The organism is Saxibacter everestensis, assembly GCF_025787225.1.
Taxonomy (GTDB): Bacteria; Actinomycetota; Actinomycetes; order Actinomycetales; family Brevibacteriaceae; genus Saxibacter; species Saxibacter everestensis.
In genome coordinates this window covers 3634508-3650779 of record NZ_CP090958.1, presented here as the reverse complement: position 1 = coordinate 3650779, position 16272 = coordinate 3634508, and the positions used below count along the sequence as shown (strand labels likewise).

General features: G+C 64.2%; 11 protein-coding genes. 5 read left to right on the top strand and 6 right to left on the bottom strand.

Annotated features, from left to right (window positions below; all coding sequences use genetic code 11):
- Positions 1–62: 62 nt before the first annotated feature.
- Together LWF01_RS17230 and LWF01_RS17225 are read right to left on the bottom strand one after the other, a co-directional pair.
- The gene (locus tag LWF01_RS17230; protein WP_349638599.1) at positions 63–1484 is read right to left on the bottom strand and encodes an SPFH domain-containing protein; all 1422 of its coding nucleotides are present in this window, start codon (positions 1482–1484) and stop codon (positions 63–65) included.
- Between the two features lie 86 nt (positions 1485–1570).
- Complete coding sequence (locus LWF01_RS17225; RefSeq protein WP_349638598.1) at positions 1571–2017, bottom strand: NfeD family protein; 447 nt, start codon at positions 2015–2017, stop codon at positions 1571–1573.
- Between the two features lie 215 nt (positions 2018–2232).
- Between LWF01_RS17225 and LWF01_RS17220 the strand changes: the two genes are divergently transcribed.
- A complete protein-coding gene (locus LWF01_RS17220; protein ID WP_349638597.1) occupies positions 2233–3984 on the top strand; it encodes a pyruvate dehydrogenase in 1752 nt (583 codons plus the stop codon).
- A gap of 110 nt (positions 3985–4094) precedes the next feature.
- Here LWF01_RS17220 and sigJ read toward each other — a convergent pair whose 3' ends face one another.
- From sigJ to LWF01_RS17200, 4 genes are all read right to left on the bottom strand, one after another.
- Positions 4095–5057, bottom strand: a complete 963-nt coding sequence (sigJ, locus tag LWF01_RS17215; RefSeq protein ID WP_349638596.1) for an RNA polymerase sigma factor SigJ — start codon at positions 5055–5057, stop codon at positions 4095–4097.
- 4 nt (positions 5058–5061) lie between these two features.
- Complete coding sequence (locus LWF01_RS17210; protein WP_349638595.1) at positions 5062–5481, bottom strand: carboxymuconolactone decarboxylase family protein; 420 nt, start codon at positions 5479–5481, stop codon at positions 5062–5064.
- 371 nt (positions 5482–5852) lie between these two features.
- Positions 5853–7610, bottom strand: a complete 1758-nt coding sequence (locus LWF01_RS17205) for an AMP-binding protein (RefSeq protein ID WP_349638594.1) — start codon at positions 7608–7610, stop codon at positions 5853–5855.
- A gap of 244 nt (positions 7611–7854) precedes the next feature.
- A complete protein-coding gene (locus tag LWF01_RS17200; protein WP_349638593.1) occupies positions 7855–9312 on the bottom strand; it encodes a CCA tRNA nucleotidyltransferase in 1458 nt (485 codons plus the stop codon).
- A 191-nt stretch (positions 9313–9503) separates the two neighbouring features.
- Between LWF01_RS17200 and LWF01_RS17195 the strand changes: the two genes are divergently transcribed.
- From LWF01_RS17195 to LWF01_RS17180, 4 genes are read left to right on the top strand one after another with little or no spacing between them, the layout of a single operon-like run.
- A complete protein-coding gene (locus LWF01_RS17195; RefSeq protein ID WP_349638592.1) occupies positions 9504–9989 on the top strand; it encodes an NUDIX hydrolase in 486 nt (161 codons plus the stop codon).
- Positions 9986–12325: a DUF6049 family protein gene (locus LWF01_RS17190; RefSeq protein ID WP_349638591.1), complete on the top strand. Its 2340-nt coding sequence runs from the start codon at positions 9986–9988 to the stop codon at positions 12323–12325. Before LWF01_RS17195 ends, LWF01_RS17190 begins: the two co-directional genes overlap by 4 nt.
- Positions 12322–13956 carry a murein biosynthesis integral membrane protein MurJ gene (murJ, locus tag LWF01_RS17185; RefSeq protein WP_349638590.1) on the top strand — a complete coding sequence of 545 codons (1635 nt, stop codon included), beginning with the start codon at positions 12322–12324 and terminating at the stop codon, positions 13954–13956. Before LWF01_RS17190 ends, murJ begins: the two co-directional genes overlap by 4 nt.
- 56 nt (positions 13957–14012) lie before the next feature.
- Positions 14013–16244, top strand: coding sequence for a protein kinase family protein (locus tag LWF01_RS17180; protein ID WP_349638589.1), 2232 nt, complete (start codon positions 14013–14015; stop codon positions 16242–16244).
- Positions 16245–16272: the final 28 nt, after the last annotated feature.

The window sequence follows — 16272 nt, the reverse complement described above, 5'->3', positions numbered from 1 at the left end:
TTTGACACAGAACTAGGGCAGAAAGCGGACCGTTTCGCGGTGAGCCGTACGGCGGGCAACTGCTAGCGCTGTTCCTCGGGGTGCTCGGGCGCAGGGTGCTCGGAAGACGCCGGAGCCCGGGCGGCATCCCCAGGCTGCTCGGCAGCGGCATCCGTTGCCGCGGCATCGCCGGCATCCGGGGCCTGCGCCTCGGCTGGCTCTGCAGGTGCCGGGGCAGGTGCCTGCGCAGGGGCAGGTGCCTGCGCCGGGGCAGCCGACCGTGACACAGGAGTTGTCGGTGCGTCGAGGCCGCTCGGAATCGGTGGCATGGCCGGAGGTTCGATAACGTCTTCCAGCGGCGTGTGCTTGGGATTTCGGATGTCCTCAAGCACCGATTCGACCGCATTCGTCGCATCGACCAACGGTTCCGGCGGAGCCGGGCGGCCAACGCCCGAACGCTGCGCCCGGCGTCCGGGAGCCCGCGCGCTCTCATCGTCGCCGGAATCGCCGGAATCGCCGAAGTCGCCGGATTCACTACCCGAATCGCCGGATGTCCTACCGGTAAACATTCCGGACAGACCTGCGCCGCCCGCCGCATTCGCGCCCATTGCGCCGCCGATGCCCTTAATCGCCTCACTGATCTCGGATGGGATGATCCACAGCTTGTTGGACGACCCTTCGGCGAGCTTCGGCAGAGTCTGCAGGTATTGGTAAGCGAGCAGCTTCGGATCGGCATCGCCGGCGTGAATTGCCTGGAACACCTTCTGGATAGCCTGAGATTCGCCATCGGCTCGCAGAATTGCGGCCTTGGATTGCGCGTCCGCATTCAGGATGGCGGCCTTGGCCGCGCCTTCCGCGCTCAGGATGGCTGCCTGTCGTTCGCCCTCTGCGGTCAGAATTTGGGACTGCTTCGTGCCCTCTGCCGTCAGGATCGCCGCACGCCGGTCTCGCTCTGCGCGCATCTGCTTTTCCATCGAATCCTGGATCGAGTGCGGCGGATCGATTGCCTTCAGCTCGACGCGGGAAACCCTGATCCCCCAGCGGCCGGTCGCATCGTCGAGCACGCCGCGAAGCTGGCCGTTGATCTGATCACGGGAGGTGAGCGCCTCCTCCAGGTTCAGGCCACCGACGACGTTACGCAGCGTCGTCGTAGTCAGCTGTTCGACGGCATGAATGTAGTTCGCAATCTCGTAGGTTGCCGCCCGGGCGTCGTTGACCTGGAAGTACACCACTGTGTCGATCGACACCACGAGGTTGTCTTCCGTGATCACCGGCTGCGGCGGAAATGAGACAACCTGTTCACGCAGGTCCAGCAGCGGCAACACCCGGTCGACGAACGGGATGACGACGGAAAGGCCGGGATTCAACGTCCGCTGGTACCGGCCGAAACGTTCGACCACCCCGGCGCGGGCCTGCGGAACGATGCGCAGCGAGCGCGCCAGGATGATGACGACGAACAGCACGACGAGGCCGACGCCTATGGCCGCCCCTAATCCGAAATCCATAAATGCTTCCAATCATTTGTGCCTGCGTTTTGCATCCACTCTTCGCTGAAGGTGATTTCCGCGACGAGGAGTGGATAAGAATCGTGCTAAACGACTTCGTCCCGGCTGACCACCGCCGTCGCGCCATCGATTCGTGCGACGTACACCTTTTCATCCGGTTCGATCACGTCGTCGGACTCCAGCACCCTGGCCGTCCAGACGTCGCCGCCGATCCTGACCAGGCCGGCCGACGAGGTGACCGATTCGATCGCAATTGCCGATGCACCCAGCAACGCGTCAGCATTGGTTCGCTGCAGTGCGGGCCCCTTCCGAAGGTGCTTCAGCGCGACCGGCCGCACCGCGAAGATCATCCCGATAGCGACCACGCCGGCTACCCCAATTTCGACCGGAAGCGGCGCGCCCATCACATCTGCGAGCAAGCCGCCGATCGCGCCGACGGCAAGCATCGCGAACAACAGGTCAAGGGTGACGAGTTCGATGCCGCCGAGAACGACAATCATCGCTAGCCATACGGCCCAGCTGTTGTCGCTCATCCATTCGAGCATCAATACCTCCGACTCAAGGTTCGCTTCGGTTCTTTTATCATGCCCGAATACACATTCGCGATGTGAGTTGGCAGACAATCGGCCGCCGATTGGTATTGAGCCGAAACATTCGAGCGTTGTAGCAAGTTGGGACTGCCGGTCGCCTGGTTTAATCCCCAGGACCGCAACAGGATTGCCCGAAACGTCCGTTAGGAGCTCGCAAAATGGCACGCACAGTCGCTGATCAACTCGTCGAACAACTGCGAAACGCCGGGGTGCGCCGCATCTACGGCATCGTGGGCGACAGCCTCAACCCGGTGGTTGACGCCGTCCGCCGCACCGGCGGTTCGGCCAAGGGCGGCATCGACTGGATCCACGTGCGGCACGAGGAGGCAGCGGCATTCGCCGCGGCGGCGGATGCCCAGCTCACCGGAGAGCTCGCGGTGTGCGCCGGCTCCTGCGGACCGGGCAACCTGCACCTGATCAACGGACTCTACGACGCCCACCGATCAGGCGCCCGGGTACTGGCGATCGCCTCGCACATTCCAAGCACCGAGATCGGCTCCGGCTATTTCCAGGAAACCCACCCTGATCGCCTGTTCAACGAATGCTCGCTCTATACCGAGTTGGTATCGACGGCGGCACAGGCGCCGCGCGTGATGCGATCCGCGATGCAGGCCGCCATCACCCAGGGTGGCGTCGCCGTCGTAACTCTGCCCGGCGATATAGCCGAGTTGGCCGCCATCGGGCCGACGCCTGCGCTCGCATTGCCGGCTACTCCCGCTGTCGTGCCTCCCGAGTCGGAGGTCCGGCGACTGGCCGACGCCATCAACGCGGCCGGCAAGGTCGCGATCTTCGCCGGCCAGGGGGTCGCGGGAGCTCACGATGAGGTGGTTGCGCTGGCAGAGAAGATCGGCGCCCCGATCGGCCACTCCCTTCGTGGCAAGGAGCACATTCAGTACGACAATCCCTTTGACGTCGGGATGACCGGCCTGCTCGGCTACGGGGCGGCGCACGCGGGAATCCACGATGCCGACCTGCTGATCCTGCTCGGCACCGATTTCCCGTATTCGCAGTTCCTGCCGAACGACGTCCGCACCGCCCAGGTCGACATCGATCCGTCGAAACTAGGCCGGCGCACCAAGGTAGAGCTCCCGCTGCAGGGCGACGTGGGCGCGACGCTGCGGGCGCTGACACCGCTCGTCGAGACGAAGACTGACCGAGGCTACCTGCGCAAATGGCTGAAGAAGCACGATGAGCTGATGACGAAGGTGGTCGGCGCGTACACAAAGGATGTCGAGAAGACGACGCCGATCCACCCCGAGTACGTTGCGTCGATCCTGGACCAGGTGGCCGACGACGACGCTGTCTTCACCACCGACACCGGGATGTCGAACGTTTGGACCGCGCGCTACATCAACCCAACCGGTAAGCGCCGATTCATTGCCTCGATGTTGCACGGCTCGATGGCGAACGCGCTGCCGCACGCGATCGGCGCGCAATTCGCAGATCGTCAGCGGCAGGTGATCTCGGTATCCGGCGATGGCGGATTGTCGATGCTGCTCGGCGAGCTACTCACCATTTCCATGTACAAGCTGCCGGTCAAAGTCGTGGTGTTCAACAACTCGACCCTCGGCATGGTGAAGGCCGAGATGCTGGTCGATGGCCTGCAGGACTTCGGCGTCGACGTCCCGATGGTCGACTATGCCGCACTGGCTGGATCGCTGGGAATTCACACCCAGCGGGTGGAACATCCGCGCGACATCCGGCAGGCGCTCGAGTCGGCCTTCACCGTCGACGGTCCCGCCCTGGTCGACGTAGTCACCGATCCCCGGGCGCTGTCTATCCCGCCGACGCTGACCGGTGAGCAGCTCAAGGGCTTCGCGCTGGCAATGAGCAAGGTGGTGCTCAGTGGCGGCGTCGGCGAGGCGGTTCAGATGGCGCGTTCGAACCTGCGCAACATCCCGCGGCCGTAACCCCCGGAGGAACGCGAGCGCTATGCAGGATAGCGCCTGAATTCGCGCGCGATCCTGCATCAAGTTCGCGTCCTCGCCGGGGAGGCGACACAATGTTCGCGTTCCTGCCCCTAGACTTCGCGTTCTACCCGGATGTCGGCGAGCCTCAGGTGCCGCAACTTCTCAGGATTTCGGATGGCGTAGCCCTCGCGGATCAATCCGTCATCAACATCGAAGAACACGACACTATCGATCGCGGAGCCATTGTGGGCGACGACGGCGCTTTGGCCATTGACGTGGCCCAGCGACATCTCCAGATCGGCGACATCCGGCTTTGCCAACACGCCGAACAGCCACCGGATGATGTTGTCTGCGCCGAGCAACGGACGAAGTGCCGCCTTGCGGATGCCGCCGCCATCGGTGATCAGGGTGACGTCCGGCGCCATCAGGCTCAACAGCTCATCGACCGAACCGTTCTGCACGGCTTCGAGAAATCGGACCGTCACCTCGTGGTGTGTCTTCGGACTGACCGGATACCGCGGCGCCCGCTCATGGACGTGGTTCTTCGCCCGATGGGCGAGCTGTCGCACCGCACTTTCACTACGATCCAACGCCTCTGCAATGTCGCCGTATGGGAGGCCGAAGACCTCCTTCAGCACAAATGCCGCGCGTTCCGCCGGCGATAGCGCCGCGAGCACCACCAGCAAAGCCATCGACACGTCGTCGGCGAGTTCCACCTGATGTTCTGCCTCGGCCGCGACGGCGGGCTCCGGCAGCCATGGCCCGATGTATTCCTCACGCCGGCGGGCTTGGTCGCGCACCCGATTCAGTGCCAGCCGGGTCACGGTCTGCAGGAGGTAGGCTCGCGGCATCCGCACCGTGTCAATGTCGACGCCGGACCATCGCAGCCACGCATCCTGCACAACGTCTTCGGCATCATGCACGCTGCCCAGCACCCGATAAGCGGCGCCTACCAGGTCGCCACGGTGGGCGGCGAAGAGCTCCACGTGCCGGCGGGTTCCGCCGGTGTCGGTCGCGTTGTTCCCGGCGGTGTCGGTCCTGTCGTCGTCGAACTCGGCCGCTTCGTGGGTCATCTCATCACCTGTCCGCCAGATCGCAGCTTGCCTTGAAACCCTGGCTTGTTAATCCCATTGCAAAATTAAACCTCGAGCGCTGATTCTCCAGCGCGATCAGCGCGGTCAGCTCGACAACCTGAGCTTCGCTCAGCTCAGCCTGCAGGCGAGAGACCATCTCATCGGTGACCGTGGGCGGACTCTGCGTCATGGCACTCGCGTATTCCATCACCCGGCGCTCGGCATCAGTGTAGACAGCCGACTCTCGCCAATTTGGCACCTCACGGAGTTTAACCGGGTCAACGCCCTGATTGAGATGTTCCCAGACGCCGAAATCCATGCACCAGCTACAGCCAATGTCACCCGCTGACACCATCGTCGCCAGCGCCGTCTGGGTTGGCGTCAAAGATCTCCATCGGCCGACGGTCAGTTCGGTGACGATCATCGTGGTCAGCACCCTGGAGTTATGCATCGAGACCTGCAATGGCTGGAGGACGGCTCCGTACTTGCGGGAACTGAACCATTCCAGCAGTCGGACCTTCGCCGTTCGCGGATGGCTTATCGATACTCGTGGCATTGCCGTCTCCTGTTCACGTGCCATCCGGGATGGACGGCCTATGCCGAGTAGACACGGCCACGGCATAGTTTGTGACATGGCTAATGCGTGCCGCCCGCCGTCGCCCCAGGAAGAACGCGAGCGCTGTGCAGGATAGCGCCTGAATTCAGGCGCGGTCCTGCATCAAGTCCGCGTTCTTGCCGGGGAGGCCACACAATGTTCGCGTCCTCGCTGGGCCCTCGGGCCAAGGCCGGCGCTGCTTAGCCCTTCAGTTCGGGAAAGTCCGAGTCGGAGAACTCGTGGCCGAAGCCCTCGCCGACCGCAGGCTCCGCTCCGCCGTCGGGTCCGATCGAGGAGACGGGTTCCTCAACCGGCGGTGCATGCAATTCGTGCTCGCGGGCCCGCAGTTCCACCCGGCGAATCTTTCCGGAAATTGTCTTCGGCAGCTCGGCGAACTCCAGGCGTCGAATCCGCTTGTACGCAGCCAGGTTCTCCCGGCAGAACCCAAGGATCTTGCGCGCGGTATCTGCCGTCGGCTCGAAGCCGTTTGCCAGCACGACATACGCCTTCGGCACAGCCAGTCGCACCGGATCCGGCGACGGGACCACGGCCGCCTCGGCAACGGCCTCGTGTTCGATCAGCACGCTTTCCAACTCGAACGGCGAGAGCCGGTAGTCCGAGGCCTTGAAAACGTCGTCGGCCCGGCCTACATAGGTGATGTAGCCTTGCGAATCCCGGGCGGCGACATCCCCGGTGTGGTAGAAACCATCGCGCATCGATCGCTGGGTCAGCTCCGGGGCATCGTGATAGCCGACCATCAACCCGAGTGGCCGCTTGCTCAGATCGAGGCAGATCTCGCCCTCGTCGCCGACTTCGCCTGTGGCCGGATCCACCAGCACCACCGGATATCCGGGCATCGGCCGTCCCATCGATCCAGCTTTGACCTGCTGGCCGGGGGAATTCGCGATCTGCACAGTTGTCTCGGTCTGGCCGAAGCCATCCCGGATGGTGACGCCCCACGCCTGCTGCACCCGCTCGATCACCTCGGGGTTGAGCGGTTCACCTGCGCCGACCACCTTCTGCGGCGGCGTGCCGAGCTGACTGAGATCCGCCTGGATCAGCATCCGCCACACGGTGGGCGGCGCACAGAAACTCGTCACTCCGGCGCGTTCCATCTGGGTCATCAGCGCGGAGGCGTCGAACCGCTCATAGTTGTAGAGGAATACGCAGGCCTCGGCGATCCACGGGGTGAAGAAGTTCGACCAGGCATGCTTGGCCCAGCCCGGCGAGGCCACATTCAAGTGAACGTCACCCGGCTCGAGCCCAATCCAGTACATGGTTGAAAGATGGCCGACCGGATACGAGACGTGGGTGTGTTCGACGAGTTTCGCCTGGGCCGTGGTTCCCGAGGTGAAGTACAGCAACAGCGCGTCATCCGCCCTGGTGGCCGCATCCGGCGTGAACTCCAGGGAGGCGCTATCGGCGTCCGCGTAGTTGTGCGCGCCGGACGGTACGGTGTCCGCGCCCACCACGATCAACGAGTAGTCACCGGGAACGTCGTCGAATTTTCCCGCGTCCGGGGCTCCGACAACGGCGAACTTCGCCTTGCCACGGGAAATCCGGTCGCTGAGGTCGGCAGGGCCGAGCATAGTTGTCGTGGGTATCAGCACGGCGCCGAGCTTGGTGCCGGCCAGCATTGTCTCCCAGAGCTCGACCTGGTTACCGAGCATCACGACGATCCGGTCGCCCCGTGAGACGCCAGCTGCCCGCATCCAGTTTGCTACCTGATTCGACCGGGAAGAGAGCTCGGCGAAGCTGCGCTTCGTCTCGCTGCCGTCCTGTTCGACGATCCACAGCGCAGGTGAGTCGTTATCGACGGCTATCTGGTCGAACCAGTCCAGGGCGAAGTTGAACTCCTCGAACTCTGGCCAGCTGAACTCGGCGACCGCCTTGTCATAGTCCTGTCGGTTTGCAACCAGGGCATCCCGAGCAGCCCGGAACTCGTCAGTCACGCTCATCGTGGTCTCCTCACAGCGCGTCGGAAGGATAGTGCTGCTAAGGCTATCGACTCCGTTGTGCCGCCGCTCAGCGCGGGCAATACCGACTCCTACCCTTGGCGCAAACATCTCGTGCCGACCCTCGCCAAAGGACGGGCTGCGATTCGCTCCTCATCCAGACGCTGACCCCGCACGCCGGATGACCGGGCCAGCCGCAGCAGGGTAAGCCCGGGGTCAGTCAGGGACGGGGTCAGTCAGGGACGGCTCACCCCTGGGTCGCCCACCACTCCCGGAGCCGGTCCGCGGCGGCGTCTTCGCCCAGCGGCCCGTGCTCCATCCTCAGGCTCAACAGGTACTTATATGCCTGGCCGACCACCGGGCCGGGTGGAACATCCAGTAGCTCCATGATCTGCCGGCCATCCAGGTCCGGACGGACGGCGTCGAGTTCCTCGCGCTCCTTCAGCAGCACGATCCGCTGCTCCAGGTCGTCATAGGCGAAGGCCAGCCGCTCGGCCTTCCGGCGGTTCCGGGTCGTCACATCGGATCGGGTCAGCGCGTGCAGCCGGCTCAGCAGCGGCCCCGCGTCGGTCACGTAACGTCGCACGGCGGAATCCGACCAGCCGGCGTCACCGTAGCCATAGAACCGCAGGTGCAGCTCGACCAGCCGGGCGACCGCCTTGGTGGTTTCCTTATCGAATCGGAGCGCCTTCATCCGCTTCGCGGTCAGCTTTGCCCCGACCACATCGTGATGGTGGAAGGTCACCGCACCGCCTGGCTCGAACCGTCGGGTGGCCGGCTTCCCCACATCGTGCATCAGCGCGGCGAAACGCAGCACAAAATCCGGCCCGACGATGGCGCCCGGGTCGGTCTTCGCCTCGGCGGTGCTTTCGTAACCGATCGCCTGATCGAGCACGGTCAGCGAGTGCTGATAGACATCCTTGTGCCGATGGTGCTCATCCCGTTCCAGCCTGAGCGCCGACACCTCCGGCAGGACCCGGTCGGCCAGTCCGGTGTCGACCAGCACCTCGATGCCGCGGCGGGCGCCCTTCGCGCAGATCAGCTTGACCAGTTCTTCTCGCACTCGCTCGGCGGAGATGATCTCGATCCGCCCACTCATGGCGGAGATGGCAGCGAGCACGTCCGGATGCAGCTCAAAGCCGAGCTGCGCGGAGAATCGGGCCGCGCGCATCATCCGCAGCGGGTCATCCGAGAACGAACTCTCGGCCGTTCCTGGCGTGCGGATGACGCCACTGGTCAGGTCGTCAAACCCGCCATGCGGATCGACAAAGGTCAGATCCGGCAGCCGAACCGCCATCGCACCGATGGTGAAGTCACGGCGGGAGAGGTCTCCTTCAAGACTGTTACCGAATGCCACGGTCGGTTTCCGCGAATCGGGCTCGTAGGCCTCTGCCCGGTACGTCGTGATTTCGATGATGTCGTCGCCCTTGCGCAGGCCGATCGTGCCGAACTCCCGGCCGATGTCCCAGTGGGTATCGGCCCAGCCCTTGATGACGGACAGCGTCTCGTCCGGCCGCGCATCGGTTGTCAGGTCGAGATCGGGAACCTTCCGGCCGAGGAATGCATCCCGGACCGAGCCGCCGACAAGGGCGAGTTCAAACCCGGCGGCGGCGTACCGGCGGCCAAGCTCTCCGACGACGGGATCGAGCTCCAGGAGCCGGTCGGCGAGACGCGATTGCGCGAGCTTGGGGTCGGGCACGGCCATCGGCGCGCTATCGTCAGAAATGGTGCACTCCGGATCTTGTCTCTCTCGCAGCCTTGGGCGGCTGCTACCCAGGGCGGAACCTGTCTGCATCTACCGTAATGCCCCTGTTGGGGGCGGCCAAGTTACTACAAATGCATCGCCACGGTACTTCGATCCTGCATTCACTCAGGCAAGCCGTTTACAGTAAAAGAATGTCTGCCCCATTGCCGAAGCCGGGACCGCAACGTTCCCGCGTACCAACCGTGGAGGAAACCTCCGCCGGTGGCATAGTCGTAGACTTCAGCTCGCCGCAGCACACCGTCGCGGTGATCGCGCGCTTCAATCGGGCCGGCCGGATCGAGTGGTGTCTGCCCAAGGGCCACCTGGAAGGCAAGGAGTCAGCTGCCGAGGCGGCGGTGCGCGAAATCGCCGAAGAGACCGGGATCACCGGAGACATCGTCGGCAACCTTGGGAGCGTTGACTACTGGTTCTCGGTGGCGGGCTTCCGGATCCATAAAGTGGTGCACCATTATCTGCTGCGCGCCACCGGTGGCCGGCTGACGATAGAGAATGACCCCGACGCGGAAGCGATCGATGTCGCCTGGATCCCGATGGACGAGCTCCCCGCGCGACTGTCCTTCGCCAACGAGCGCCGGATGGTGCTGGCGGCAAAATCCCAGCTGGCAGGACTTCAGTGAACCCAACGCGCCCGCAGCGGATGGTCCGGATGTTCCTGCTGCTGATCATCGGCAGTGCGCTCACTTTCGCTGGCGTTCCCGCCCTTTCCTCTGCCCAGGCCGGGACAACCGCGCCGACCAGAACCGCGACTACCCCGGCCACCCAGACCAACAACACCGCCGCGCAACCCACCGCCACCAAACCGGCCACGAGCTACCTCGAACTCGGTTCGGTCAGTGCCGGAATCAATCCGGACACGAAGCTGGAGGTTTCCGGCCGGATCGTCAACAACAGCGACAGTGACCTGGACAAGCCGCGCCTACGCCTGTTGATGAAGAAGGATCTGCTGCGCAGCCGGGACCAGTTGGCCGACTGGGCTGCCGAAGGCTCGGCCGGTTCGATCATCGCCTCATCGCATCCCAAGCCTGAGAAGGATGAGAAGAAGCCGGAAAAGGGGACGCCTGAGGTTCCTGACAAGATCAAGGCCCACTCAACGCACGACTTCCGGTTCAGCATTGACGCCGACAAGCTCGGACTCCCTACCTTCAACCCGGATTCCAGCTGGGGGCCGAGAGGCATTGCCGTGCAGCTGAGTGGCGATCCCGGTTCGGATCAGGGGTTGCGCAGCTACGCCCCGGGATTCACCACCTGGTACCCGGATCCGAATCTTGTGCCCAGCAAGATCACCACACTCCTTCCGGTTGCCGGGCCTACAGAAGTCGAATCGGACGGCCTGCTGAGTGCCGACAGCCTCGAGGCGGCCGCCGGCCCGGACGGCCCGCTGCAGAATCTCCTCGATGGCACCGGAGCCTCAGATGTCACCTGGTCGATTGATCCGCAGCTGATTCGCTCGATCCAGCAACGGCTCGCCGAGGCAGAGCAGGCCGGCCAAACCGAGGATGGCGAGGCACCGCAAAGTCCCTCGGCCGAAGCCTCCGAGCAGGCAGCCGGCGAATCCGCCGTCGAAGACCTGCCCCAGCTACGCCGCTGGTATACGACGTTTCTCGAACAGAGCAAGAACCGATCATTGATTGCCACGCCCTGGGCGGACCCCGACCTGCGCGCGCTCTCGCACAGCCGACTCGCGGACATTCTCAAACCGGCCGCAAACGAAGGCGACAGCCTCAAGGATGTCTTCCCGGGCATCAGGAGCGACGTGGCGTGGCCGTCGCCGGGCACCGCCGACACCGAGACCCTGGTATCCCTGAGAAAGGCCGGATATCAGAATGTGATCGTCAGCGATGAGCAGCAGCAGTCCCCAGAGAGTTTCACTCCTACCGGTCGTGCCTCGATAGACATTCCGGGCCGGAACATCGACTCGTTGATCACCGACACGACACTGTCCGACCTGCTCGGCCAGCTTGACCCAGACGCACCCAGGGGCGACTCCGCTCAACACCAGTCACCCGTGACCCCCGCCCAGCAGATTTCCCGGATTGCCGCCGAAACCGCGGCCATCTCCAACGAAAGAACATCAGATTCGCGCAGCGTGCTGATGGCGGCTCCTCGTGGATTCTCCGCCGATCCGGCGGTGATCCGGCAGCTTGTCACCACGCTTGAGGATGCGCCATGGATCGAGACGCAAGGCATCGACGACCTGACAGATCTCAACGCGGAGGTCAGCGGAAGCTACGACAGTTCGGCCGACGGCAAATCGCTGCCGGTATCCACCCTGAATGACCTGTCCGAGATCCGGGACGAAGTCAGCAACTACAACTCCGCGCTCGATGATCCGGTCGCCGCGGACACCGAATTCAGGCGCCGGCTGCTGGGATTCAGTGCGACACACTGGGTCGGCAATCCGGAGTGGCCGGCCAAGGTGACAGAGTTCTCGACCGCGACAGCGAAGGCAGCTGGCAGTATCCGGGCGGTCACGGGCAGCACAGTCACCCTGATCACCGGAGACAAGACCGAGATTCCAATTCAGGTGGAGAACGGTTCCGATCGCGAAGCGAACATCAAGGTGGCGCTGGAGGCCCAGACCGGCCAGTTACGGGGCGGGACATCCCAGACGATGGCGATCCAGCCGGGCGGTTCGGCCAGGGTCACTGTTCCGGTGCGCGGAGTGGCGAACGGTGATGTCAAGGTCTGGATCTCGGTTCTGTCGCAAACCGGGAAGGTGGTGGCCGGGCCGGCGGAACAGACTGTGCGGGTGCGCGCCGACTGGGAGAACATCGGCACCGCAATCGTCGGCGGTTTGCTCGCCATCGTTTTGATCGCCGGCATCACGAAGACGGTTATGGGCGGACGGCGCAAGGTTCCCGAAACCCAGCTCGCGGCCGCGGTCGCCGAGTCCGAGAAACGGCTCGACACGGCAGAACTGAAGATCATCGCAGAACGCAAGGACAACGAGTGAGTGGTAAGACAGCAAGTTTCGGCCGCTCATCACTGATCATGACCGCAGGCACCCTGGTGTCGCGAATACTCGGCTTCGTTAAGGCGATCGTTCTCGCCGCCGCCATCGGCTCGACGATCGGCGGCTCGGCGGACGCCTTCGATGTCGCTAACAAGATCCCGAACAACATCTACATGCTGATCGCCGGTGGCGTGCTCAATGCCGTACTGGTACCGCAGATCGTCCGGGCGTCCAAACAGTCTGATGGCGGCAAGAACTACACCGACCGGCTGCTTACCCTTTCGATTTCCGGCCTGCTCATAGTCACATTGATTCTGACCGCGCTCTCCGGGCTCATGGTCAGGGTCTACGCAAGCTCCGGCTGGAGCCAGGATCAAATTGCGCTGGCCACCGCATTCGCCTACTGGTGCATTCCGCAGGTCTTCTTCTACGGCTTGTACACGCTGCTCGGGCAGGTGCTCAACGCCAAGGGCTCCTTCGGTCCATACATGTGGGCACCGGTGATCAACAACATCGTGTCGATCGCCGGCCTTGTCGCCTTCATCGCGCTGTTCGGCCGCGGTGACCAGGGCCAGCACCCGGTTGGCAGCTGGGACGACGGAAAGATCTCGCTGATCGCCGGCACCGCGACCCTCGGCGTCGTGGCGCAGGCCCTGATCCTGATCTGGCCGCTGATGCGCTCCGGGTTCCGTTTCATGCCGAGATTCGGCTTCCGCGGCGTCGGTCTGAGCAGAGCATCAAAGGTTGCGGGGTGGACGTTCGCCGCCGTGCTCATCGGCCAGATCGGCTTCATCGTCACCTCTCAGGTCGCGTCGTCGGCGACATCCCAATCCGGCGAGTCCTCGGCGTCCAATGCGGCGTACACCCTGGGTTTCCTGGTATTCATGCTCCCGCATTCCCTGGCGGCGGTGTCCATCGCGACGGCGCTGTTCACGCCGATGAGCCACGACGCGGCGAGCGGGGACCTCGACGCGGTCCGGCGGAATTTTTCGGCCGGACTGCGAACGGTGGCCGTGGTCAACGTCTTTGCCACGGCGGCGCTCCTGGTGCTCGCCGGGCAGGTGGGGCTGATCCTCGCCGGCGGCACCAGGGAACAGGGCGCGTCCATCGGGATGGTCATCGTCGCCATGGTCCTGGGACTCGTGCCGTTTAGCGCCAACTATCTGATCCAACGGGTCTTCTATGCCTTCGAAGACGCCCGGACGCCTTTCCTGGTACAAATCCCGGTCGTCGTGCTGACCGCTGCCGGTGTGCTGGCCTCGGCAACACTGCCTAAGCAATGGATCGTCGTCGGCATCGGGCTGGCGATGAGCCTCGCCAATACGATTGGCGCGGTGCTTGCCGCCGGACAGCTGCGCCGCCGGCTGGGCTCCATCGACGGCGACCGAATTCTCTCCGCCCACGTCAAACTGGCCTTCGCTGCGGTCTTGTCGTCGGCAGCCGGCGTCCTCTCCCTCTGGCCGCTCGCCGAATTCTCCTGGAGCGGGCGGGCGGGATCGTTCGTCACAGTCCTCATCGTCGGAACCGTGATGGCAATCGTGTACTTCGTTTTCTGCCACGTCTTCCGGGTCAGCGAAGTCCGTGACGTACTCGCAGCTGTTGTGGGCCGTCGCGGCCGTCAAGTTCGTTAGGCTAGAAGCGTTGTACCTGCGTTATTCAAGACAGTGACCGGCAGCAAAATAAAACTATGGAGGTGATTGCCCTGGCTGGCATCACACGGGGCTCGATTATTGGTGGGCGTTACGTCATCTCCGAAATCGAACATCCCTGGATCAGTGAGGACCCGGCCCGCGGCAACGTTTCCACCGCCATCGACGGCATTCTGGACCGTCCGGTACGCCTTTACACCGCAGAGGCAGCACAAAGCGCAGACATTCTGGACGCCGCCAGGCGAGTCGCTTTGCTGAGCGAGCCACGTAGCCCTCGCATCCTCGATGTCGGGTCGGAAGGTGAGCTGACCTATGTCGTGGTTGAGGAAACCGGTGGCCGGCCACTTTCCGACATCCTGTCCCACGGCCCGCTCAGGCCGGAGCAGGCACGCGCCCTCGTCGGCGAGGTCGCCGAAACGCTGGCAAGTTCCTCATCCCGGGGCCTGCACCATGGCCGGCTCCGGCCGTCCAATGTCGATATCGACGACAAGGGCCGGGTGTACGTGCGGGGCATCGGCATCGATACCGCCGCGGCCGATGGCGACGCGCTGGAAGGCGCCCCTGCCAGGCAGCAGGACGCGCTGAGCCTGGTCTCACTGCTCTATGCCGCGTGTACCGGCTACTGGCCCGCCGAACAAGGCATCGACGGCCTCGAAGCGGCTCCGGTGCAAGGGGACGCCATCGCCCCGCCAGGTGATGTGACCCCAGGCATCCCGAATGACATCGACAGTCTTGCCGCCGCCGTTTTCGGCCGTGTCGAGGACGGTCCGCGTACGCCGGCCGAGGTAGCCAGTTATCTGGGGCCTTGGCAGAACGATGAGCTGGAAGCCGTCTTCTCAAAGGGCATCGCCGCCGCCGGCGTCCCGTTCAGGCCGAACCCGATCGAGGAGATTCCTGGCCTGTACGTCGCCGCTGAGGAGGCAGCCAAGGCTGAGGCTGCGGGTCTGGCCGAGCCGCCGCCCAAACAAACTCCGGCGCAGATCAGCGCGATCATCCGGAACGCGGCGAGTAAAACCGGGGATCGGGTATCCGGCTTCACCTCGCGGCCCGGCGCCAAGGGGCTAGCAGCCGGTATTGCCGCCGATCAGGGCGCCGATGCCGAGGACCTGGATGATGCCCTCGCCATGCGGTCGCCGTCCCGCTTCCCGCTAGCCTCCGGCCCGAGCTACCACTCGACCGAACCCGGTGGTTTCTACCAGGCCGAGGACGACAGCGGCGTTCCACCTGACGCCCCGGCCCCCGCTGTCACCCCTCGTCCCGCCAGGCCGCAATCCAAATCGGCTGCACCGTCGGCCGCGACTAATGCCGCAAAGACAGCTGCACCGTCCGCCGCAAGGCCGGCCGGATCTCAAGCACGCGGCAAGACTCCCGCTCAGCCAGTTGCGCCTCCGGTGGCACCGGCAAAGGGTAAGGGCGCGAAGAACGGCCAGCCGGTCAGTCCTGATACCAACCCGATCAAGCGTGCGGTGAAATCGGGCAACCCGGCACGGGCCGCCGCGGCAAAAGCAGCGCTCACCGCAGGATTGGGACCGGAAGAGACCACCTCGGTGCTCCCCGCTGTCGGCGCGCGGTCAGTCGGCTCCGGCGATGGAGTTCCCGGGAAACCGAGTTCCGCCGCAATGAGCGAGGGCGGTAAGCCGAGACGCCTCGCTCCCTCCAGGATCGGTGCCCTGGTTGTTGGCGCGCTCGTGATAGTCGGTGTCGTCATCGCGTTGATCAACCTCTCCTCCATCGGCGGGGACGAGGAACCGACGGCGCAGTCACCGACAGCATCACCGACGGCGAAACCCGCTGAAACGAAGGAGCCTGACGAAGACAAGGCCGAGCCGGAGAAGACCTCGCCCGTGTTCAAGAAGGCAACCTCGATCGACCCCGGTGGCGACGGCAAGGAGTACGAGGAACGGGCCAAGAGCGTGCTGCTGGATAAGAAGGGGGCCTGGAGCACCGAGACGTACAGCTCGGCGGAGTTCGGCGGTCTCAAGAAGGGCCTGGGCCTGTCTCTGTCCCTTGAGGAGAAGACCAAGGTCAGCGCGGTCAAGCTGAAATCCAATACCAAGAGCGGATCCTTCGAGATCCGGGCCTCGGATGACGGCGAATACAAGGGATCGGAGGTCGTCGGCAAGGGTAAGTTCAAGGATGGCACCGTCGAGATTGAATTCGACGAGCCGATCGAAACCGAGCACCTGATTGTGTGGATCACAAAGCTAGGCAAGTCAGAGGGCGGCTACAGCGCCGAGATCTCCGAAGTCGAGCCGATCGGCGTGGGCTGACACCGACGTCAGATTGCTCACAGTCTTG